This window comes from Bacteroides sp. 3_1_13, assembly GCF_001185845.1.
Lineage (GTDB): Bacteria > Bacteroidota > Bacteroidia > Bacteroidales > Bacteroidaceae > Bacteroides > Bacteroides xylanisolvens.
The window spans coordinates 1642678-1665549 of sequence record NZ_KQ236956.1; the positions used below are offsets into that span (position 1 = coordinate 1642678).

Annotated in this window: 23 protein-coding genes; 6 read left to right on the forward strand and 17 right to left on the reverse strand. The window is 39.1% G+C overall.

What is annotated here, in order from left to right; all coding sequences use genetic code 11:
- Positions 1–64: 64 nt before the first annotated feature.
- The 12 genes from HMPREF9009_RS19190 to HMPREF9009_RS19245 form a co-directional block, all read right to left on the reverse strand.
- The gene (locus tag HMPREF9009_RS19190; protein ID WP_049703016.1) at positions 65–313 is read right to left on the reverse strand and encodes a hypothetical protein; all 249 of its coding nucleotides are present in this window, start codon (positions 311–313) and stop codon (positions 65–67) included.
- Between the two features lie 18 nt (positions 314–331).
- Positions 332–1252 (reverse strand): DUF6625 family protein, encoded by a 921-nt coding sequence (locus tag HMPREF9009_RS19195; RefSeq protein WP_118032733.1) that lies wholly within the window; start codon positions 1250–1252, stop codon positions 332–334.
- A gap of 13 nt (positions 1253–1265) precedes the next feature.
- On the reverse strand, positions 1266–2195 hold the full coding sequence (locus HMPREF9009_RS19200) for a glycosyltransferase family 2 protein (protein ID WP_198154759.1): 930 nt from the start codon (positions 2193–2195) through the stop codon (positions 1266–1268).
- A 59-nt stretch (positions 2196–2254) separates the two neighbouring features.
- Positions 2255–3775: a lipopolysaccharide biosynthesis protein gene (locus HMPREF9009_RS19205; RefSeq protein WP_049703385.1), complete on the reverse strand. Its 1521-nt coding sequence runs from the start codon at positions 3773–3775 to the stop codon at positions 2255–2257.
- 21 nt (positions 3776–3796) lie between these two features.
- Complete coding sequence (locus HMPREF9009_RS19210; protein WP_049703018.1) at positions 3797–4969, reverse strand: hypothetical protein; 1173 nt, start codon at positions 4967–4969, stop codon at positions 3797–3799.
- 5 nt (positions 4970–4974) lie between these two features.
- The gene (locus HMPREF9009_RS19215; protein ID WP_049703019.1) at positions 4975–5868 is read right to left on the reverse strand and encodes a polysaccharide pyruvyl transferase family protein; all 894 of its coding nucleotides are present in this window, start codon (positions 5866–5868) and stop codon (positions 4975–4977) included.
- 77 nt (positions 5869–5945) lie between these two features.
- Positions 5946–6869 carry a glycosyltransferase family 8 protein gene (locus HMPREF9009_RS19220; RefSeq protein ID WP_049703020.1) on the reverse strand — a complete coding sequence of 308 codons (924 nt, stop codon included), beginning with the start codon at positions 6867–6869 and terminating at the stop codon, positions 5946–5948.
- 308 nt (positions 6870–7177) lie between these two features.
- Positions 7178–9601, reverse strand: coding sequence for a GumC family protein (locus HMPREF9009_RS19225; RefSeq protein WP_049703021.1), 2424 nt, complete (start codon positions 9599–9601; stop codon positions 7178–7180).
- Between the two features lie 9 nt (positions 9602–9610).
- Positions 9611–10417, reverse strand: a complete 807-nt coding sequence (locus HMPREF9009_RS19230; RefSeq protein WP_049703022.1) for a polysaccharide biosynthesis/export family protein — start codon at positions 10415–10417, stop codon at positions 9611–9613.
- A gap of 25 nt (positions 10418–10442) precedes the next feature.
- Positions 10443–11849 carry an undecaprenyl-phosphate glucose phosphotransferase gene (locus tag HMPREF9009_RS19235; RefSeq protein WP_049703023.1) on the reverse strand — a complete coding sequence of 469 codons (1407 nt, stop codon included), beginning with the start codon at positions 11847–11849 and terminating at the stop codon, positions 10443–10445.
- 10 nt (positions 11850–11859) lie between these two features.
- Complete coding sequence (gene gmd / locus HMPREF9009_RS19240; protein ID WP_181983694.1) at positions 11860–12945, reverse strand: GDP-mannose 4,6-dehydratase; 1086 nt, start codon at positions 12943–12945, stop codon at positions 11860–11862.
- Between the two features lie 213 nt (positions 12946–13158).
- On the reverse strand, positions 13159–13308 hold the full coding sequence (locus HMPREF9009_RS19245) for a hypothetical protein (RefSeq protein WP_157446489.1): 150 nt from the start codon (positions 13306–13308) through the stop codon (positions 13159–13161).
- A gap of 161 nt (positions 13309–13469) precedes the next feature.
- Here HMPREF9009_RS19245 and HMPREF9009_RS19250 point away from each other — a divergent pair, with 161 nt between their 5' ends.
- Together HMPREF9009_RS19250 and HMPREF9009_RS19255 are read left to right on the forward strand one after the other, a co-directional pair.
- On the forward strand, positions 13470–14099 hold the full coding sequence (locus HMPREF9009_RS19250; RefSeq protein WP_049703026.1) for a BT4734/BF3469 family protein: 630 nt from the start codon (positions 13470–13472) through the stop codon (positions 14097–14099).
- A 29-nt stretch (positions 14100–14128) separates the two neighbouring features.
- Positions 14129–15961: a DUF3987 domain-containing protein gene (locus tag HMPREF9009_RS19255; protein ID WP_049703027.1), complete on the forward strand. Its 1833-nt coding sequence runs from the start codon at positions 14129–14131 to the stop codon at positions 15959–15961.
- Between the two features lie 133 nt (positions 15962–16094).
- On the opposite strand, the gene HMPREF9009_RS19260 is transcribed toward HMPREF9009_RS19255, so the two are convergent.
- Positions 16095–16313, reverse strand: a complete 219-nt coding sequence (locus HMPREF9009_RS19260; protein WP_004297475.1) for a DUF4248 domain-containing protein — start codon at positions 16311–16313, stop codon at positions 16095–16097.
- Between the two features lie 220 nt (positions 16314–16533).
- Here HMPREF9009_RS19260 and HMPREF9009_RS19265 point away from each other — a divergent pair, with 220 nt between their 5' ends.
- From HMPREF9009_RS19265 to HMPREF9009_RS19270, 3 genes are all read left to right on the forward strand, one after another.
- Positions 16534–17022 (forward strand): HU family DNA-binding protein, encoded by a 489-nt coding sequence (locus HMPREF9009_RS19265; protein ID WP_049703386.1) that lies wholly within the window; start codon positions 16534–16536, stop codon positions 17020–17022.
- Positions 17023–17105: 83 nt separating this feature from the next.
- Entirely contained in the window at positions 17106–17213 is a 108-nt protein-coding gene (locus HMPREF9009_RS25855; RefSeq protein WP_004297473.1) for a smalltalk protein, read from the forward strand.
- A 4-nt stretch (positions 17214–17217) separates the two neighbouring features.
- Complete coding sequence (locus tag HMPREF9009_RS19270) at positions 17218–17631, forward strand: N-acetylmuramoyl-L-alanine amidase (protein WP_004313206.1); 414 nt, start codon at positions 17218–17220, stop codon at positions 17629–17631.
- Positions 17632–17634: 3 nt separating this feature from the next.
- On the opposite strand, the gene HMPREF9009_RS19275 is transcribed toward HMPREF9009_RS19270, so the two are convergent.
- From HMPREF9009_RS19275 to HMPREF9009_RS19290, 4 genes are all read right to left on the reverse strand, one after another.
- Positions 17635–18384, reverse strand: coding sequence for a polysaccharide biosynthesis/export family protein (locus HMPREF9009_RS19275; RefSeq protein ID WP_004319269.1), 750 nt, complete (start codon positions 18382–18384; stop codon positions 17635–17637).
- Between the two features lie 27 nt (positions 18385–18411).
- Positions 18412–18990: a UpxY family transcription antiterminator gene (locus tag HMPREF9009_RS19280; RefSeq protein ID WP_008018120.1), complete on the reverse strand. Its 579-nt coding sequence runs from the start codon at positions 18988–18990 to the stop codon at positions 18412–18414.
- Between the two features lie 334 nt (positions 18991–19324).
- Entirely contained in the window at positions 19325–20290 is a 966-nt protein-coding gene (locus tag HMPREF9009_RS19285; protein ID WP_004319272.1) for a tyrosine-type DNA invertase cluster 3b, read from the reverse strand.
- 207 nt (positions 20291–20497) lie between these two features.
- Positions 20498–21469 (reverse strand): type I phosphomannose isomerase catalytic subunit, encoded by a 972-nt coding sequence (locus HMPREF9009_RS19290; protein ID WP_004297466.1) that lies wholly within the window; start codon positions 21467–21469, stop codon positions 20498–20500.
- 259 nt (positions 21470–21728) lie between these two features.
- On the opposite strand from HMPREF9009_RS19290, the gene HMPREF9009_RS19295 reads away from it, so the two are divergent.
- Positions 21729–22826, forward strand: a complete 1098-nt coding sequence (locus HMPREF9009_RS19295; RefSeq protein ID WP_004307294.1) for an aldose epimerase family protein — start codon at positions 21729–21731, stop codon at positions 22824–22826.
- Positions 22827–22872 lie beyond the last annotated feature (46 nt).

Consider the following 22872-nt stretch of genomic DNA (forward strand, 5'->3'; position numbering starts at 1 on the left):
CTTTTTCTTTTGCCATAATCATTCTTGTTAAAGGTTACGGCGCAAAGATATGGCGGCTAACAACTTATGTCAAGGCGGAAAATAGAATGGTTACTTGCTTTATTTGCTCTTTCCAATATTTATCAATAGGTTTACTTATGTACTCAAACCATATCTGACGAATAGTTTTGTGTCCTACCCAATGATAATACGGACTATCAAAATGCTTAGCAGGAATAAAATCCACTTGATTTCCTGCCAGTACTTGCAACTCTTTTAAAATCAATTTATAAAGATCTAAATAGGAAGGAGCTATAAATAATATTCTTTTCATATTATAACCAACGTTTATTTACATTTTCTCTTTCATTACGATGCCATCCACACTAATATATACATTTCCCCCCCCCTGTTGTTGCCAATCAATTGGTAATTGATAGAAACCCGGATTCCAATAGTACTTAGAATTACTATAAATGTTTTTTTTGAAAAATAAAAAATGTAAATAAGGAAGCTCTAATCCATCATAACGATATACTTTGTTTTTATCAAAATCATATTCCCAATATTGACCTAAAGTCGGATTAGGACTAGTGTAATATTCGACAAAAGATCTACGAGTAAAACGATTACAAAACAATCGGTTAATTAAAGCTAAGTATTTGAAGTAATGTAAGCGAAATATCGGCTTAAAAACATAACGATACAGCCTACGTACCAATTTAATCTCCGGATAAACCATATCACTCCATATACCTTCATCTATTGCATAATTCTTTGTATCTAATATCAAAGACTGCCAATTTGGAATTTTCAAACACAACTTAGTAAATTTAGATTCCTTACGAATTACTGTAAAGTGACCGGCAATATGATAACTATGCGTAGTGAGTAATTCATATTTTTTAAGATTTCGGGTATTTGTTATTATATTAAGATTACCAAAGATAAGATCATTATCACCAAAAGCCCAATAATCATATCCTCTTAAATCTTCAGCATGAATCAATCCATAGAAAACCTTTAAATCACATAACTTATAGGCTTGTGTTGGTCGAAAATCAACATGTAATACTCGAGAAACATGCTTACAATATGTTTCAAAAGAGAGTGTTGTAAAAAGAGTGTTAGGATATACAGTCGCAGGCATCAAACAATCTGTAAAAAACAAAAAGTCTACTTGAGGATTCTTGCTACAGGAGTATAAATACAAATCCATCCATTCCGGCCATTTACCGAAGTAAGGCACTATCATTGCTATTTTTGCTTGCATATAAAAAAACTTATTAAAATCGAAGTAATTTCCTGGCTACAGGAAAGCATCCTAAAGCAAGGGCTATATATCCCACTTTCCAACGAATGCTTTTTGAATTGAAAAATGCAGCTTTTTTATTGTACATCCACAATAGTTTCCACGCTTCAATATTACTAAGAGCCCTATGCATATAACCTTCAACAAACACACTAAGGCGAGCATTTTCCAACTCCTTTTCAAAACCTATTGAAGGTAAATAGTTACAAAGTTGATTATAAAAGGCACAACGTACTTGATAAGTTTTACGAGTATAATTATGAGTGATAGAAGTCTCATTCATCACATAGTGATAATAAGCCTTATCTACATAGGTTATCTTTATTTTGGGGTGCTGCAGTAGCTGTACCCAAAAAAGAAGATCTTCACAATAATTTATCCCTTTTGGAAAATGACATCCATATTGACTATAACATGATCGTCGTACAAGCTTGTTCCAACAACTGCCATGTAGCCGCTGAAACATAGCGCGAAGTACCATTTCAGGACTAAAAGAAGGAGGTTCTTGCTTTCTATATACACTATTACCATTACTTTCCACGTAGTAATCACAAAATACCACATCTGCATTAGTTGATACAGCTTTTGCATAAAGATCCTGTAACATATCTGATTCTATCCAATCATCGGCATCTGCGTGGATTACATATACACCACTTGCTGCTTCTATACCAGTTTGACGAGCAGCACTAACCCCTTCATTTTGTTTATGAATTACCTTAAAACGATGATCCTTATCCGCATATTCTTCACAAATAACACCTGACTCATCCGTGCTACCATCATTTATCAGCAAAACTTCAAAATGACTCCACGTTTGTAATAATAAGCTATCTAAAAGGCAACGTATTTGGTGCTCTGCATTGTACACAGGGACCACAACCGATATTAAAGATTCGTTCACTGTCTTTTTATTTATTATAAGTTACAATCAGTATGCTATCTATATAATAATAGCTCATATTATTTTAAAAGGCTTAGTTTTGTCAATTGTCGCTTTACAATAACTCTAGTCTCATCATCTAAACCAATAGAATATAAAATAGTTAATGTACATATAACAGATAATGAACAAACAACAAGGAAACGTAACCATCCGATTTGCATTTGCTGCTGAACTAGCCAAGGAATAATAGTTGCTAAGAAAATAAGCATCAAGTTTTTCAAAAACACCATCACTATATATCTCATAGCAGGAAAATCGTAGTATTTGTGTATAATATAAAGATTCAATCCCATCGCTATGATTAAAGGAACAGCCGATACCCAATATACAGTTATTGGTCCAAACCCCATTTTTAAGAAAAAATAAGCTAACGGAAGAGTTAATAGATAAAGGGGCGCAACAAACAGATTTAATTCTTTAACACGTCCTATTGCCACAACACCTTGATCTACAAACTTATTAGAATAAGAAATAAAAGAGACAATCAATGAAATTCTTATAAATGAAGAGGTATAATCCGGTACTTCTGTCAACCATAGCGCAAGAACAAAATCAATCTCAAGTAATACAGGCGTAATAAAGACAGCAAGAAGAAACAAAGTATACTTACTCACATTGAAGATTAAACGATGAAATTTCTCTTTCTCACCGGCACCATACAGCTTTACCAATTGAGGTTCAGCAGCCATAACAAAACTGCTAACCAACTGATTTATAGTAAAAATGACAGTACTAGCTAATCCACGCGCAGCATTCATTATTGTATTAAAAAAAAGATTAATTAAAATAGACATACCTTGTCCATTGAGCACTGCAGACAAGTGACCTATTGTAGACCAACCAGAAAATTGTATCATCTCTCTAAAACTCAATTTGTCTATACGCAAAGAAAACGCACATTCTTGAAAATGCATAAAACAATACCACCGATAAACCACCATAACAATCAACCCAATAAGCATTTGTATTAATGCATAGATGATAAGTTTATCACCTGGTATAAATGTGAGTAATAACAACATAATGATACGACCAACAATATCGAAAATACTCATAAAAGCATAAATATTGAAATGTTCATGAGCAGTAACCGCAGCTGTAAAAGGAGTTTGCGTAATAGCCATCACTACACTAACAATAGAGCATTGAAAGACCCAATTTGCAGCCGATAGTCGTTCTTGATCAATATTAAGTTTATGATTAACAAAATAAAGTCCAATAGTTTCAAGAAGAATAAAGACGATTATAGCTATGCCTAAATGAATCACAAAAGCAGTAGAAAATGTATCTTTCAATTTTGAACAATCTCCTTCACCAATACGTAAAGCTAAAAATCGACGCGTTCCTCCTTGCAAGATACTATTCAGCACAGTAAAGAGTGACACAAATCCCCCCACTACATTATATACACCATAATCTGATGCACCTAACTTTTCAAGTACAATACGAGTGACAACGAATCCTAAAACCATTGTCACCATCATGCGTATATACAAATACGCTGAATTTTTTACGATTTTTCTATTATTTTCGTCCATAAAATAATAAATACAACAGTGTTATACTATTGATTTCTTATTAAAAAGCTTATTTAGTAGTACATTAAATAAAGCCTTGACTTTAAAAAGAAAAGTTATTTCTTTTTTATAATAGGGTAATAACTCTATAAGCATATCATCATGCTTAAAAGTACCATTTAGCCACATTCTGCGCAAGTATACCTTTTTATTATGCTTATAAAATTCTATATCAAAAACCGCATTATACTCATCGATTACACCAAGTGCGTCTAAAGTCAACAAAGTTCTTATACATTTAAAACACGTGTTATCATTTCCATCCCGAGGAGGTTTATTAACACAAACATTCAAATACTTCTTAGAAGGTTGATATAAGCTTACTACTTTTGTCTTTTCAAATCGACTTCTCTCACCACCTGTAGAATAGAAACGAAGAGTATCGGTAGAAGCCATAGAAAGTAACAATAAATCATATTTGGCCACAGTAAAATCATGTCCCGCTATTTTTTTTAATGAGAATTCTTCATAAGAGTAACCAGACGAATAATAATAAGTTGATATAGCACCTTGAAGATGAAGCATACAAAAAAGAGCCATATAAGTATGATTTTCGATGTGAGAATAAGGCAAATACTTATTCATCACCAAATGCAAATTAGTCTCTATATCAATAAAGTCAAATCCATACTCCTGGGCAAAACTCTTTGCATGAAGATAACGTCCTTTAGTGAGATCTGAATGTTGCTTATTACCAGGAGAACTACCCGCATTAAAGTATGCTAACGTATTTATTTTTCGACACTGTGGGATATACGAACCAGTATGAGTAGCGACAGTATATAACGAATCGACTCCACATGAGATACCAGTAGCTATACGATTACCCCTATTTTGTATCACCTCAACTAAAGGTGCTTTTATACGTATACGATGCAAGAAATTATTAGCAGAAACAATCGCATCAATAAAATGATATTCCAAATTATAATACAACTGATCAGATATTGGTAATTCGGAAACAATATCATAACCACCTTTCATTGCAAAGTACAATAAACCACAAACAAAAGCATCGATCCTATCAGCAACCACATTCACTCCAAATGAACAATTTATTGTTGTTTCTATTGTTTCATTGTATCCACCAATATTAATTAAAGAAGTGACTCTCCTCCCAGAAAATTGAATACTATTTATATATATTTCTCTCATTACTACTAATTGTTTTTTAAATAAATATTAAATGGAGCAGAATTAATAAGAGGATTCAAATCAATCGATCCTTTTTTATAACTTGATAGAGCAGCCATTATTTCATTCAAACTCATTCCCTCCTTAACAACATATGGTTGGGGACGATCTTGATCCATAGAAAGAAAAAAATCATGAAATTTAAAATGCCCTCCCATTAATTTACCTGAAAGTTCAATCCATAAATTGGGGATATCATAAGCTTCAGACATAATTAGCCCATGTAATGACGAAGAAGCTATATATTCACAACTACAAATTTGATCTAGTACTTCTAGCCAGTTTTTGTATCCTTCCATCTTTATCATAAGTACTTTAGGATCATTTTTAAATCCAACGAGAGCTGGATGATCGAAGTCGTCAAAATGAGGAATAATGCCTAATCTATACTTTTTTATAACATTAGGTCTATACCAATACTGCAACAAAAGAGCTGGATCGCCATAAACAGGTGCAACATCTACTCCATTATTTAGCAAATACTGGCGTGTCAGCGGCCCCCTTACAGCCAAAACTTTCAAAGGTTTAGCAGGTAATTCACTGTTACCATCAATAACACCAGCTCCCCATATAATAGTTTGTGAGTTACACAGTTGGTCAATGGTTGATCCAATCATTAAATAATTTATAGAATTCCTTCTCATTGAAAGAGAAGAATTATAGAGATAAGAGATTTTACGCCTAAATATGCATTCTATAAAGAAATAATTAATATCATCACCCCAATTACGATGAACTAACCTACCATAGGAATAAAATAAACAGGCATTAACCAATATAGGATTATGAAATAGATCAATCCACAATGTTTTTAGTTTGGTTATTATCCGATTAAAAAACGAATAGTTATATTTTTGCATACATTTTAGAATTCACTTAATCTCAATGGATTAAGCTTCTCTGATAATCTATTAATAACAATAGATTATCTCAATTATTATTTAATATTATATCCAGCATCATTCATCACTCCTACACAATTGAGAAAGTTACGAACAATACGTTTTGTTCTCCCCCACGCTGTCATTTGTTCAAAAATGGGGAATTTATACTCTTTCCAATCAGTCATAAGAAGATATCTTTTGTATAATATTTTATAAGGATGTTGACAATCGCGAAACCAAGGTTTAATAGGACAAGCAAAATGAATAATACCTGGAGCTTTTCGGGCATCAATTAATTGAGGTAGATATTTATTAAAAATCTTGGGTTGTCGCCTAAAATAAAAAGTGGTCATATTCCACTTGATAGGTAAACTAGTTATCTTTCCTTTAAAATACATTGCTATCACGTCTTGCTCATTGTTTATCTTATCAGCAACAGTACGAACAAATTCAAAGATAGGACGTTGTAATTCCATAGCCCTCCACTGTAAAAGGTCACAAACCATAACCCCTGAATTTATATAAAGATCTTCTACCTGTAAATGTAACCTAGGCTTATAAGTGACACAATCGGGGATATCCTCTGCTGCTGCTAGCACTTTGTTCTGTAAATCTATCTCATAAAGAGATTTAATATCGGCATTAATTATCATATCTACATCTAAGAAAAGACATCGTTCTACTTCGAGAGGTAGCACATGAGGTATAAAAAGTTTAAGATACATAATAATATTCCACTGCCCTACAGGTAAGTCGATAATATCATTAGTAGCACAGTTCCTGATTATAAATGTATTGCCATAATTACTACACAAAACAGAAAGTTTGCAAGCAGACTCTTTTAATATTCCTGTAGTTAAGAAATATACTTGAAACGATTTGTCGCGATTGGTCTCAAAAAGTGAGCACAACATTACAGCTGTATGCTGTACATAATCTTCATTGCTAACGCAAACGATATAATATGGATTTACCATTATGAATTACTAATTTGTTATCGTACGATGTTTTGGTAAATACTTAATCACCTTCACCATATAAAACTCGAAAAAACAATTCATAGCTATAAACTAAAGTATAAGGTTTAAAGATTTAGACTTTTTGCACATAATATCAAGACACGAGATCACAAATATCTATTTAAGCGTTAAAACTCCAGTTAGAGTCTATCAAGATAGTTTTAAGGGAATCTACTCTACAATTTAGCAGTTCTTATTACATAATTATATATCCCCATCATTATACATCTCTGCTAAGATAGAATAAATCCTCACCTTTTAGACGTTCATTCTTCCTTTACTCTATGTTCTCCATAGCCGTAACCGTAGCCATAACGTTTGCCATAGCCATAATACTTGCTATACTTACCGTAACCATAGTAGTAACCATACTTTTTCTTTTGAAGATCCAAACCATTAATTACAGTACAAAGATTAGGAAGTTTATTATTATCTGCCAGTTCATTGATCAAAGTAAACTCTGCTTTTCGAGTATAATCTGCACGACATACATAGACAGATAAGTCTGCAATACGACCTATAAGCAAAGTATCAGTCACCATACCAACTGGAGCTGTATCTAAAATTACATAGTCAAATTCTTTTCTCAATATAGCAATAGCCTTATCCAAGCCATCTCGAGCCAGTAATTCCGTAGGATTAGGTGGTACTGTCCCCCCTGGAATAATATACAAATTTTTACTTACATCTGAAGATTGAACAAAATCCATCAAATTCTTTTCCGGATTTGATAAATATTGAGTAATCCCCATCTCTTTTCTGGGAATATTAAAGATTTTATTCAAACCTGGCTTACGAATATCAAGCCCCACAATCACGACTTTTTTTCCCAACAAAGAAAGACTGATAGCAAGATTTGCTGATATAAACGATTTACCCTCACCACTGACTGTTGAAGTCACCAAAATTACTTTCTGGCTACTTTCAAGCATAAACTGTAAATTAGTACGGACATTGCGGAAAGTTTCACTCATTAAAGTATTCTGATTCTCAAACACAGTAATAGAACCTGTTTTTTCATCAGTCAATGGTACATCACCCACAATAGGTAACCTTGTTAATTTCTCGACATCACCACGCCCCTCTATTTTAAATTTAGTCAAACCGAGCAGAAAGATAAAACCAACAGGCAACCCCAATCCTACTGCTAAAGCAACCATATAAATCATTTTAGGTTTAGGAGAAACTGGTCCACCTTCAGCTGCTGGCTCATCGATAATCTTAGCATTATTTGCAGTAGCAGCCAAAGTAATAGCATTCTCTTCACGCTTCTGCAAAAGCATCAAATAAAGTCCTGCCTTAATTTCCTGCTGACGCGCAATACTTACATACTGACGTTCTTGGCCTGGAGCATCACTGATACGACGAGAGAAGCGACTAGCCTCACGATCCAAATCAGCCTTCACGATAAGCAAACCTTGCAAAGTCCCATCAATAGCTGCTTTCACATTCGCTTTCATGGCACGAATGCTCGTATCCAAATTCACAATCATCGGGTTATTCTCTGTAGAAGTGCGAAGTAAACGCTTGCGTTCAAAAATCAATTCATTATAACGATCTATCTGAGTAGTCAAACCATTATCAGATAAGCCTATATTAGCAGGTAACACCTCATACTCATTCGACGGATTATTAATATATTTGGTAAGATCACGAATCAAATTGATTTGAGTTCCATTCTCTACACGCTTTCTTTCATATTCTGCATTCCCTTCAACAGCTAATTGGGCATCACTGCCAATATTAGTTAATCCAGCATTTCTTTTAAATGCTTCCAGTTTATCCTCTGTACTTCCGAGTTCTTCATCAATTATTTTAATACGTTCATTGATAAACTCTCTAGTTTTCTTTGCAATCTCATTTTTATCATTATTCGTATTATGGTTATACATTTCCATCAACTTATTGATAAAATCCTGGCCACGCTGTATATTCGTATTCATCAGTGAAACAACAGCTACAGAAGTCGTTTTAGAAATTGGTTCAATATTTAATGCCCACTGATAACCTTTTGCCACTCCAAATGGTTGACTAACCACAGCACTGATATTTCGTACTATATTTTGTCCTTCTATCCTTCCATTTAACAAAGAATCTTTCAATGTAAACCCAAATGTACCTGCATCTGTAGGCAATACCGCTGGGAGCTTATCAAAATGTTTACTGTATTCGCTCAAACCGATCTTTAGATTTACATCCAAACTACCCTCTGGAGTTAGCTTCATATCAATCAAAGCTGCGCCCGGCAATTTATCAGCCTCTTGAGTTGTCAAATTCACGATTACCGGAGAGGTTTTATACAACTCTTTTTTAGGAAACTCATCCTCATCATAGTAAGTAATATAAAGTTCCAGATCATTAACGACCTCTTTCAGTATTGTTTTTGAGCGTATCACTTCTATTTCATTATCAATACTCTGCGTAGAAGTAATCACTCCACCTAATCCCAAACTTTCCAAATCAGTATTATTTCCACCACTATTCTTTTTATCATCCTTTATCATGATAGAAGCAGAAACCTGATACACAGGAGTCTGAAAATGTAAATACACCCAAGCGCTAATCAAACAAGCTAAAACCGAAGCAACAAACCAAGGCCAATGAATTATATACTTAAAGAGAAGTTCCTGATAATTTACTTTTTCTTCATCTAGTTCATTCATATTATTGTCGTACAAATTTTCTTTCATTATTGATCACTATTTTAATAAAATTACCAATATATTTGCAAGTGAAACCAGAATAGAGGTACTAGACAGCCATAATCCCGTATTAGTTCCTATATCCGAATTCTTAGCCTTAGTCTTATTAGGTGTCACATAAATTATATCATTCTGCTGCAGCTGATAATAAGGAGACAGCATCGTTTCAGTCTTATTCAAGTCCATAGTAATAATTTCCTGCTTGTTATCTTGCCCTGTCCGGATTAATTTCACATTGTCACGCATACCATAAATAGTTAGATCACCTGCCATAGCGAGTGCTTCCAGCAAATTAATCTTCTCGTTAGAGACTACAAAGCTACCTGGCTTGGTGACCTCCCCCAATACCGAAATTCGATAATTAACAATACGTACAGTTACAAGCGGTGCTTCTTTCAAATAAACCTTTAACTTGTCTATAATCAGGTTTTCTATTTCCAGTTTTGTCAACCCACCTACATGAATCTCGCCCAATACCGGAAAATTGATATTTCCCTGATTATCTACCAAATATTGCTGTAGAGCAGATGACGCAGTTCCTTGTCCCACCGTATTTCCCTCTACTCCACTAGCAGTACCCGAATTTACCAAATTAAAAGGTGCAGCCAGTTCCGGAGTAGAACAAGACACGGCAATCGTCAACAAATCCTTGGGCATTACCTTCACACCTGCCTGACGAACATTCTGTTCTGTATTATTCACAAAAGCTGTATCTTGTAAATAAGGTACTTTCTTGTATGATTGGCAGGATACCAGCAAAAAAGCAAGTAGCACACCCAAAGTCAATCGTTTCAGATTTCTCATTTTTTAATCTTTAATTTTTAATTTCTTAATAAGCCTCTTTATCTCCACGGATTACATTATACACAGTCTTATACATGATATATAAATCCAAAAGAAACGTCCAATGCTCGATATACCAGATGTCACGTTGCACACGTCCTTCCATCTGCCAAAGTTCCTTCGTTTCTCCACGAAAACCTGTCACTTGTGCCCAACCTGTAATACCAGGCTTTACAAAATGACGAACCATATATTTATTTATTAAATGAGAATATTCTTCTGTGTGCTTCAACATGTGTGGACGGGGACCCACTAAAGACATATCCCCTTTCAGTACATTAATAAATTGAGGAAGTTCATCCACATTTGTCTTGCGAATCAGGTTACCAATGCGCGTCTTACGAGGATCACATTCCGTAGCCTGTAACGTATCACATTGAGCATTCACCCGCATCGAACGGAACTTATAACACCAAAATTCACGACCATCTTCACCACTTCGTTTCTGTTTGAAAAAGACAGGTCCAGGAGAACTTATCTTTATAGCCAGTCCCACAATGATATATATAATCGGGAAAAAAGTACAAAGGAATAACAGGGAGCAAACTATATCAAAACCACGCTTCAAAATTCGATTCTCCTGAAGCTCTAGTGGCTCACGACGGATAGAAAGTACCGGAACATTACCTAACATTTCAAAATGCATCCTCCGTTTCAAATAATTCCGGACATTCGGAACACTGAAAAAACGAATCAGATGATTCTCACAATAGTTGATAATCGGTACAATTTCAGCACTACGGGCGGAAGGAAGACTACAATAGAGCTGGTCTACCTTTCCCGCATTACGGGCCAAATAATCAACGACTTCGCACGGCTGTCCCAAATAAGCAATATTCATAGGATAGCGGTCTGATGGAAAATCTTCAAAATATCCTAGTACACGATATCCGGATGTCGGATCATCCGTCATGGAATGATAAAGTTCCTGCATATTTTCATGGCTACCCACCAGCACTACCTTCCGGACATTTTCTCCGCTTTTACGATAAAGCTCCAAAATGTAACGGAAAGTCAAGCGGTAAGAAATAATGACAACAATGAGAACTACATAAAAAACTCCTAACTGACGCAGATTAACACATTCAAAATGGAAAATATACGAAAGCCCCAATACCATCAATACAAAAGGAATCATATTCCGGGCCACTCGAAGCATTATCTGTTCCGGGCGGACTACCGGACGATGAAGGATCACTCCAGAACGGATATTGCAAACCAGATAACATAAAGTCATTAGAGCCATGTTCTGGAAGAGAGACATAGAATACTCCGAGGAAGACTGATTATCCCCCCAAAAAGCAAACACCCATAACAGCAAGTTCAATAAGATAATGTCCCCTAGAAGGACAAAAGATTTTAGGACTTTATTGAAACGTTGGACTTCCTGCATAAAGCTATTTTTATCCTTGATTCATTTGTGACTTCATGTGGAGTTTTTCTACAAACTTCATATCATGAGCCATCATAATTTTTACTAACTCTTCAAAAGATGTTTTCCTAGGATTCCATCCTAATAAAGTTTTCGCCTTTGTAGGATCACCCAATAACTGGTCCACTTCAGAAGGTCGGAAGTATTTAGGATCTACTTCAACAAGTACTCTTCCGGTAGTAGTATCAACTCCTTTCTCATTTACCCCTTCACCTTCCCAACGAAGTTCAATGCCGATTTCTTTAAAAGCAAGTGTTGTAAACTCACGTACTGTATGATATTCACCTGTAGCAATTACAAAATCCTCCGGAGTTTCATGTTGTAGAATCAGCCACATACATTCCACATAGTCCTTGGCATATCCCCAGTCACGAAGAGAATTCAAGTTTCCCAAATAAAGTTTATCCTGCAAGCCTTGGGCTATACGTGCCGCCGCTAATGTTATCTTACGAGTTACAAAAGTTTCGCCACGGCGTTCACTTTCATGATTAAATAAAATGCCATTTACGGCAAACATCCCGTAACTTTCGCGGTAATTCTTGGTTATCCAGAAACCATATTGTTTAGCTACACCATACGGAGAGCGGGGATAAAAAGGAGTCGTTTCCTTTTGAGGTACTTCCTGAACCAAACCAAAGAGTTCGGAAGTTGAAGCTTGATATATCTTTGTCTTTTTCTCCATGCCCAAGATGCGTACGGCCTCCAACATACGGAGTGTACCTACAGCATCCGATTCTGCGGTATATTCAGGCACATCAAATGAAACTTTCACATGGCTTTGTGCTGCTAAGTTATAAATCTCATCAGGTTGCACTTGCTGGATGATACGAATCAAAGAACTACTGTCAGTCATATCCCCATAATGAAGATTCACTAAACGTTCTTTTTTCATATCACGTACCCATTCATCCAAATACAGATGCTCTATACGCCCCGTATTAAAGGACGAAGAACGGCGAAGAATGCCATGAACCTCATATCCCTTTTCTATTAAAAACTCTGCCAAAAATGAGCCATCCTGTCCTGTAATTCCCGAAATTAGTGCTACTTTTTTCATAATATGCTGTTATATTTATCTAATCATTGTATACTATTACTCTTCTACCAGTTCACCGGTATAGTTTCGTCATTTATTTATCATTGTTAGCAAGTTCCTCTTTCTTCTTTTTCCTGTATCGAAGATACATCAATGCCCACTTTTCTATTTTTTCAAGAATCTCTTCGTCGGTAAAAGCGTCACAATAGAAATCAAGGATACCTTCGTAATATTTCAGATGTTTATCAGAGCCCCCCTTAAATCAGAGCAAGTAGTATGCCCCATGTGCAACTCATCACACATTGCCATAATATTCACCTTCGCACGTCTCAACTCCTCCTCAATCAGGATTCCTAAAGCCTCGTGGCGAATTTCGTTTCGCATGTCCATTTCTTTATTTATTGTTAAATATGTAAGTTTCACGTTAATTATTTTCACATTGTTCCCGACATGTCAGGAACAGCACTTTAAAATCTTTCCCGATCTTCGCACACGCTTTTGAAAGACAAAGCAATTATTGAATTAAAAACTTAAAAAATTAAATGATGACAAACGATTTTAGAATGTCTTATTTCATGCCTCCCATTGCTCCCATCAAAAATGAACAGGGACGGATTGTTACTCCTGCAACACTGATTCCCTCCTGCGAAGTCTCCGTAGAACAAGTTTTTCAAATGATAACCTGCAACGAGAATCTCAAAATTCTGACCGAACAAGTACGCAATTCCGGAGATATACGGACAGCAAAAGCATCACTATTGCCTTATGTGACTCCCTGTGGTACGTTCTCGCGTCGCAACAGCAAATGTTTCGTAGCTTCTTCACATCTGGTGGTGGTAGATATCGACCATCTCGATTCCTATCAGGAGGCAGTGGAAATGCGCAGTACATTGTTTAATGACCACCTTCTGCATCCTGTACTCACGTTTATCAGTCCCAGCGGACGGGGTGTGAAAGCATTCGTACCCTACGATCATTTACCCATGGCTAACGACACAAACAGTATCATCGAAAATATGAAACTGGCAATGATGTTCACTGTGTTGCTCTATGGCACGGAAACACCTCCTCCATTCGGAGAAAAACGCAAAGGGGTAGACTTTTCCGGTAAGGACATTGTTAGGTCTTGTTTTCTTAGTCATGATCCGGGAGCGTTGTTTAGAAACAACAAATAATTAGATATTAAAAACTATAAATTAAAATTATGGACGAAATTGAATCGTTATGCCGCCTCTGTGAGGCGGTTGAAACTGCAGGAGCGGATATTGCCCCTACGTATGCTGAATATGTACAACTGGCGTTCGCCATCGCAACGGATTGCGGAGAAGCGGGACGCGAGTTTTTCCATCGGTTGTGCCGGGTGTCTGCCAAGTACGAACGGGAACATGCCGAACGGATATTCTCCAATGCACTTACTACCCGGCATGGAGATGTCCATCTGGGCACTGCATTCCATCTTGCTGAAAGGGCGGGTGTGACTCTCTGCAAAGAGGGAGTGATGAACCACCGGAAAAATGCAAAAAATGCAGGAAATGCACCGTCCAAAAATCTCACACACACGCACGTGTATAATAAGGTGGACAATGAAGAACCGGACGAATCCGAAGAGCTGCAGGACGGGAGTGACCCGAACCAGCCATTGCCCTCTTTCACCGAAGCGGACTGGCCGAAAATCCTGTCGCTCATCATGAGTTATGCCACCAGCCCCACACAACGCGATGTCATGCTGCTCGGAGCATTGACCGCCATAGGTGCCAGCATGGAGCGATATGTGAGATGTCCATACGCCGGCAAACTCCAGTCTCCTTGCCTGCAAAGTTTTATTGTAGCCCCTTCCGCCTCGGGTAAGGGAATTCTTTCGTTCATCCGGCTGCTTGTAGAGCCTATTCATGACGAGATCCGCCAAAAAGTAGCGGAAGAGGTCAAGGCCTACAAAAAAGAGAAAGCCGCCTATGATACCATGGGAAAGGAGCGCTGCAAAGTGGAAGCTCCTCAAATGCCCAAGAATAAAATGTTTCTCATCTCGGGCAATAACACCGGAACTGGTATTCTGCAAAATATCATGGATGCCAACGGCACAGGACTTATCTGCGAAACCGAAGCGGATACCATCTCCGCTGCTATCGGTTCTGAATACGGACACTGGAGCGATACACTCCGCAAAGCATTCGACCACGACCGCCTGTCGTACAACCGGCGCACCGACCAGGAATACCGGGAAGTAAAGAAAAGCTATCTCTCCCTCCTGCTTTCCGGCACGCCCGCACAAGTAAAACCACTCATTCCCTCGACAGAGAACGGTCTTTTCTCGCGCCAGCTGTTTTATTATATGCACGGTATATGGACATGGATCAACCAGTTTGAAAGTGGCGAAACCGATCTGGAAGCCATCTTCACAGGCATAGGCCTGGAATGGAAAAAGCAACTGGACCTGATGAAAGCACACGGGCTTCATACGCTCCGGCTCACTGATGAGCAAAAGCAAGAGTTCAATGCCCTCTTTGCCGATCTGTTTTTCCGCTCGGGACTTGCCAACGATAACGAAATGAGCAGTTCCATAGCCCGACTGGCTGTCAATACATGCCGTATCATGGCAGAAATAGCTATGATTCGTGCATTGGAATGCGACCAGCCTTATCAGTTCAAGGATTCTTCCTCCCCTCTGCTGACCCCTGACAAGGAGATTGCCGCCGATAATATCAAAGACGGCATTATCACCCGTTGGGATGTGACAATCACCGCTGAAGATTTCCATGCGGTGCTGGAGCTTGTAACTCCGCTCTATCGTCATGCCACACATATCTTATCTTTTCTTCCTTCCACAGAGGTCAAACATAGAGCCAATGCCGACCGGGATGCACTTTTTGAAATAATGGGCAACCAGTTCACCCGCACACAGTTGTTGGAGCAGGCTGAAAAGATGAAAATCAAACCTAACACTGCTCTTAGCTGGCTGAACCGTCTGATAAAAAAAGGATTGCTTATCAATACAGACGATAAAGGCGTTTATACGCGCACGCATGTGTGCGTGTGTTAGGGAACCCTCGGAAAAAGTGCATTTTTTGCATTTATATAACAACAGGACGTTTCATGAATCCTAAAGCGGCGCTTTAGAGGTGGTAAAGCATAGCTTTACGATTGCTAAAGCGGTGCTTTACTTTTCCGCTCTTCTAAGGTTCTCCCAAGGCATCTACAATCACTCTCACCTCCAACGGGGTGAATGAGCGGCGCTTTGATTCGTAACCTAAGTCGTACAGGCGTTGCAGAAGTCCGGGACATAAAGAGATCCATTTCTTCATCTTTCGATATGCAGCAATGTCAGTTAGTTCCGGAGAATAAAGTTGAGCCAGTTCCATGCGACCGTAGGCGCGTATTTTGAATTCGTTCATGATGAATAAGTTTCTGATTTACAATTACAAAAATAACAAAACATATTCACATATCCTACGTTTTTCCATTGAATAACCGACCGTTACTGCGCATAATTGACAACAATCGCGTGCAACTGTAGACTATTGATTTCTGCGGGTTTCAGGGTTGTATCTTTGTATCGTCGAAAGGGAAAAGAATCCCCCGGACACAATGTTTAACCCTTTAATTTATTGTTTTATGATTCGTTACAAAATTTATCAAAACCAACAGCAAAAAGGCCTGAATGCAGGCAAGTGGTTCGCCCGTGCGGTAAGCGACGAGACGTTTGATTTGGCTAAGCTTGCCGAACACATGTCAAAACACAATTCACCGTATTCCGGTGGTGTCATCAAAGGTGTGCTTTCCGACATGGTAGACTGCATCAAGGAACTGCTGCTCGACGGCAAATGTGTGAAAATCGACGACCTTGCCATCTTTGGTGTGGGCATCCGCAGTAAGGCAGCTGATACGCTGGAAGATTTCTCATTGGAGAAAAACATCACTGGTATGCGTCTGAAAGCTCGTGCTACCGGTAATTTGTCAACCACCAACCTGAAACTCGACAGCCAGTTGAAACAGCAGGCCGAATATCAGAAACCAACTACCCCCGGTGGAGGTTCCGATTCAGGCAATACGCCCAATCCGAATCCGGGCGGAAGCGGTGAAGCACCTGACCCGGCTGCCTAATTCCTATTCCTTAGTTCCTGTAAGTCCTTCATTTAGTGAAGGACTTATTTAAATCCAATTTTTAATCTTAAAAAAACAATGTCATGAGTAATTCATCTTCTCCCCGTTCCGTATGGAGCTTCATTATCAAAGTGATTATCACCGTTGCCACCGCTATCGGAGGCCTGATCGGAGTACAAAGTTGTATGTAGCCCCATGCGCACCATCACGCTGATTATCATTCATTGCAGTGCCACGCCGGAAGGAAAATTCCTTTCGGCGGAGGCTTGCCGACAAGATCATATCCAACACCGTGGATTCCGTGACATCGGTTACCATTTCTACATCACCCGCGATGGAGAAATTTGCCAGGGCCGTCCTCTGGAAAAGGTCGGGGCACACTGCCGTGACCATAACACCCATTCGATAGGTATTTGTTACGAAGGAGGGCTGGATATTGCCGGACGTCCCCAAGACACACGTACATTGGCGCAACGAGGTTCCTTGCTCGCTTTGCTCCGCGAATTGAGGAAAAGATTCCCCAAAGCATTGATTGTAGGCCATCATGATTTAAATCCGATGAAGGAATGTCCGTGTTTTAACTGTATCAAAGAATATGGAGAGTTGTAAGGATCATCTAAGTATATTGACCAACAGACTGGCAATTGACACTAAGATGGAAAATCCCGAAATCCACATCGTAGTACTTGTTCCGATGTCCGCGCTCTGTGCTTTGGTTTTATTGGGAGTGACATATAGGATGTCATTCTGTTGCAACTGATAGTAAGGAGATAACAACAAATCCGCGTCGTTCAGATTGAGTGTAACAAACTGTTTATGCCCGTTCTTGTCTTCGCGGATTAGTTTCACATTATCACGAACACCATAAATAGTCAAATCTCCTGCCATGGCAAGGGCCTCGAGCACATTGATCTGCTCATTCACTACCGGATAAACACCGGGAGAGGCCACTTCGCCCAAAACTGAAACTTTAAAGCCGGACATACGGACTACTACCGTAGGTCTTTCTTTCACGTAAGATTTCAGTCTATCCGTTATCAGGTTTTCAGCTTCACGACTTGTTAAACCGTTCAAAGGAAGTTTACCTAAAACCGGATAATTGATATTTCCCTGATCGTCCAATAGAAACGTACTGCCTTGCGCATTGAAAGGCTGCGAAACAACCGGATCGGAAGTGGAAACAAGAATGGAAACTTCATCACCCGGTATCAGCCTTGCGTCCTGAACAGGCGCAACTTGCGTATTCGCCTGTTTCAAAATCTCCGCATCCTGTAAGTAAGGTACTTTCTTATAGGACTGGCAAGCCGAGAGAAAGAAGAAAAAGAATATCAGTGCAAAAGCACCGGATAATTTCGTATTCATGTAAATGGTGGATAAATGATGACTGGATTAGTTTTTCTCACAGATAGCCTCGACATAACCAATAGGCATATTGACGCATGCGCATCCCAGCATATTCAGCCGGACGGCAATCTTGCTTTTGCCATCGACATTGACCAGTTCACCAACCAGCCCGGTCAGAGGTCCTTTCACAACACGAACCTTCTCACCACGTGCCAAAGGAGAGCTGTTCATACAAATAGCTTCCTCTGAATAGTCGAGCATGAAACGAAAACGAGCCATCTGCTCATCTGGAATCACCGCTGGAGAGCTCTCACCACGCATCACCATATAACGGCTCACTGTAGAAAAACTTAGAACTTCTTTGCGCTCTTTCGGATTAACGTGTACAAACACCATCATTGGAAGAAGGACAGACTCAACCATCTTGCGCCGGTCACTCCACTGATGAATTTCCTGCTGAACAGGAACAAAATTCTCAATCCCTATTTTATCTAAACGTTCGGCTACTTTCTTCTCGTGATGCATACGAACCAGAGCAACATACCAGCGTTTAGAGTGTGCTACGCCTTCCCCTGTCCCATCGCTAGGCCCAGCACTAATTGATTTCGGCTTTGTTAAAATCATGTTTTTTTACCTCATGTATGTCCGTTACTTCTTAGGTAACGGACAATACACACACAAGGCGCGCGTCTCTATAAAAATGGAAATCACATATAGGAATAGGGCACAAGAAAGGAACTGCCTAATACTCAACAGGAAAAATCCAGAGATTAGGCAATAAAAAGTTTAGAGCATGAAAACAAAGTTATTTCATGTTCGGATAGTTTTTTTCCTATATTTCAGATAAAACGAAAAAAAGTGGAAGAATATTTGCTTACTATTTATGTTTTTGTCTATCTTTGCGTCAAATTTAAGTTCCGTTACCTAAGAAGTAACACACATACTTTAGTTCTGAATACTAACACTTTGCACTTTTTACCCTGCCTACACAACAGTTTTTAATGTAAGATAAATTCCCTTTATTTACCTCCGTACGTTCTTTAAGTCCAAAGCCTTTCAAATAGATTTGTGTGGTTTTTATAGATTTATGGCCCAATGATTCACTAATCATTTCAATAGGTACTCCCCGATACTTCGCTGTCGTTGCCCAAGAATGGCGAAGTGTATAGGAAGTGACGGGAGATTGCAAATGCAAAGCTCTTGCCAAGTCCTTCAAACAATTATTGAATTGGCGAAGAGCGGACTGATATTCCCGGTACCCTCTTTCATCCAGACGTTTTTGATCGCCGCTAAGGATGTCAAACAGATAATCCGGACAATCGGGTTGTGCATCTTCCCTATTGCGAAGCTGGTTAATCATTTCCCTGGCTGTATCAAGTACTTCCACACTCATCGGGGTTTTAGTTTTGATACGGTTGTATCGCAACACATTCTGATCGAGTGCCGATTTCTCCAGGTGGGCTAAATCTGCGAACGACATTCCGCAAAACTGGAACATCAGGGCAGCAATAGCCTGTGTACGACGCAAACGCTCCGACTTGGGGTCCTCATACAGAAGCTTATACAATTCGACAGCAGGCAGGGCCTTCTTCTGGCGAACATCGACACCGGTATAAACATCATGAAACAATCGCGGCACGTATGGCGCAATGCCCGCTTCTACTCCCCGGTTATAAATACTACGAAGCATACGCATATACGTAGAGATCGTATTGGGCTTCAAGCCACACTTGTAAAGATACTGCCCGTAGCGTCGTAAACTTTCCCGGGTGACTTGTCTGAACGACACATTGAGCGTGCCGCAAAACTTGCTGAAAGAGAAGAGGGCATTCTTGTAGACATGCGCCGTAGAATAGCGTCCCTCCTTTCGCAAACGGCCGATGTAGAACTCTGCACATCGGCTAAATCCATTTTTGTTCCTCATTACATCACTAGTTATTTTATATATTATGCCATTTGGCAAGCGGCAAAAGAACGAATCTTTTTGTGTGTTCCAGATAAACTTTTTAATAAATATAGTTAAAGAGTTTTTTGCCGTTTTTATTCTATTAGTAATAAAAAAAGTCATCCGGCTTTGCCCATCATGAGGATGAAACAAAGTCGGATGACCTTCATTTTGTACGCTATTATCTTATACGTATGTTTCCAGCAATTTCACACTTCCTCCTTCGGGAGTGATAGTGACATCTTGCGTGGTAGCAGGCAACAGGATAGATTCTCCTGCACTAACAGTCAGTTCATTACCTTCATTGTCTCTCATCTTGCATGATCCTTCCATACAGATAAAAATCACGAATGAATCGAGTTCGGAATAGTCGCAACTGATTTCTTCAGTCATGTCATACAGAGAAGTCGTGAAGTAAGTGCAGGCAACCAGTTCTACCGGTTCGTCCTTCAACGGTTCGTATTTAGTACGATAGTCATCCAATACTTCGTAGTTGATGGCTTCACGGGCTAAATCGGTGTGAAGTTCGCGGGTTTTACCATTCGCATCTTTACGGTTGAAATCGTAGATACGATAAGTTATATCAGAAGTTTGCTGAATCTCGGCGATGAAAGAACCTGCCCCGATGCTGTGCACACGTCCGGCAGGAAGGAAGAATACATCACCCGGATGAATTTCATATTCCTGCAATACGTCGGTAATCGTATTGTTCAACACGCGTTCTTTATATTCTTTCGGGGTAATCTGTTCAGAGAATCCTGAACGCAATTTAGCTCCTTTGTCGGCATCTACCACATACCACATCTCGGTTTTTCCCATCGAATTGTGGCGTTTCTTCGCCAACTCATCTGTTGGGTGTACCTGGATTGACAAATCCTGTTTGGCGTCGATGAACTTAATGAGCAGTGGGAATTTATTGCCGAAACGGGCATAATTCGCTTCACCAACCAGTTCCTCACGATACTTTCTTACCATATCGGCCAAGGTTAAACCTTTATCCGGGCCATTAGCCACTACGGATTCATTGTTCTCAACACCGGAAATCTCCCAGCTTTCTCCTACTCCTTTCAAGTCTGAATTCAAATGCTTGAACGGAATAATTTTGTCGCCCCCCCAAAGCGTCTGCTTCAGAATAGGTTCGAATTTTAATGGATACATTTTTGTTTTTCTTGTTATAAACTTAGATTAAATTCGCTCGGATTGTTACAATCCGGGAACAAACATACAAAAAATAGTTCAGTTTTTAAGAAAAGGAGGATGAAAATTCATTTAAGAAATCATCTTTTGTCCTTGCATCCAAAGAAGATGAAGTAATAAAGCTAAACTTTCCTAAAGCACCTGTCATATTTAGTCGGAATAATTTGTGAGTAAGAAAGAATTTCCCTTTATTTGCAGGAAATTTTTAATAATACCAGACATGAATAACACATTCCCAACAGAAGGGAATCTATCAGGGCTCAGCCGGAAAGATTTCCAAAAGGATATAAATGATAAGAAAACTGATTTATTTATCCTCAAAAACACAAAGGGAATGGAAGTAGCTGTAACCAATTACGGATGCGCCATTCTTTCTATCATGGTACCGGACAAAAACGGTAAGTATGCTAATGTAATCCTCGGACACGACAGCATCGACCACGTCATCAACAGCCCGGAACCTTTCCTAAGCACTACTATCGGACGCTACGGCAACCGTATCGCGAAAGGAAAATTCACTTTGTTCGGCGAAGAACATGAACTCACGATTAACAACGGACCTAACTCTCTGCATGGTGGACCTACCGGTTTCCACGCCCGTGTTTGGGATGCTGTCCAGATTGATGAGAGCACAGTGCAATTCAACTATGTTTCTGCTGACGGCGAAGAGGGATTCCCCGGCAATCTGGAAGTGGAAATGACTTACCGCCTGGAAAATGAAGTAAATGCACTGACTATCGAATACCGCGCTACCACCGACAAAGCTACAGTCGTTAACTTGACTAACCACGGTTTCTTCAACCTCGCCGGTATTTCCAACCCTACTCCTACCGTTAACAACCACATCGTTACGATCAACGCTGATTTCTATACGCCTATCGACGAAGTTTCTATCCCTACCGGTGAAATTGCCAAAGTAGAAGGTACTCCGATGGATTTCCGTGCTCCGCACACTGTAGGCGAACGTATCGACGACAAATTCCAGCAACTGATTTTCGGTGCAGGATATGACCACTGTTATGTACTGAACAAGATGGAAAGCGGTTCGCTCGACCTGGCTGCCACTTGCAAGGACCCGGAAAGCGGACGTATCATGGAAGTATATACCACCGAAGCGGGTGTACAACTCTATACGGGCAACTGGCTCAACGGATTTGAAGGTGCACACGGAGCTACATTCCCTGCCAGAAGCGCTATCTGCTTTGAAGCACAGTGTTTCCCGGATACTCCGAACAAACCTCATTTCCCATCGGCTACCTTGCTGCCGGGTGATGAATACCAACAGATCACTGTCTACAAATTTACGGTAGAAGAATAAGATTTGAAAAATAACTAACCTAATTTTATAAACTAACATTTTTTTT